Origin of the sequence: Pseudomonas sp. ICMP 3272, assembly GCF_001466905.1 — a bacterium.
GTDB lineage: Bacteria > Pseudomonadota > Gammaproteobacteria > Pseudomonadales > Pseudomonadaceae > Aquipseudomonas > Aquipseudomonas amygdali.
On record NZ_LKEK01000028.1, the window covers coordinates 1 to 281 of the forward strand.

Annotated in this window: 1 protein-coding gene; it reads left to right on the plus strand. The window is 63.0% G+C overall.

What is annotated here, in order from left to right:
- The coding region (locus AO068_RS03845; RefSeq protein ID WP_236717207.1) for a condensation domain-containing protein at positions 1 to 281 on the plus strand (281 nt) is incomplete at both ends.

Genomic DNA, 281 nt, shown 5'->3' on the forward strand with positions numbered 1-281 from the left:
ACGCCCTGGCCCCCTTGCAGGAAGGCATTCTCTATCACCATCTGGCCGCGGATGAAGGTGACCCCTACATCTTGCAGATGCTCTTCACGTTCGATGATCGCGAGTGCCTGGCCGGTTTCGCCGCGGCCTTGCAGAGCGTGGTCGAACGTCACGACATCCTGCGCACCAGCGTGGTCTGGGAGGGGCTTGAGCAGCCGGTGCAGGTGGTATGGCGCAACGCGAAACTGAGCCTGGAAGAGGTGGCCATCGATCCGCTCGCCGGTGACGTGCTGACACGACTG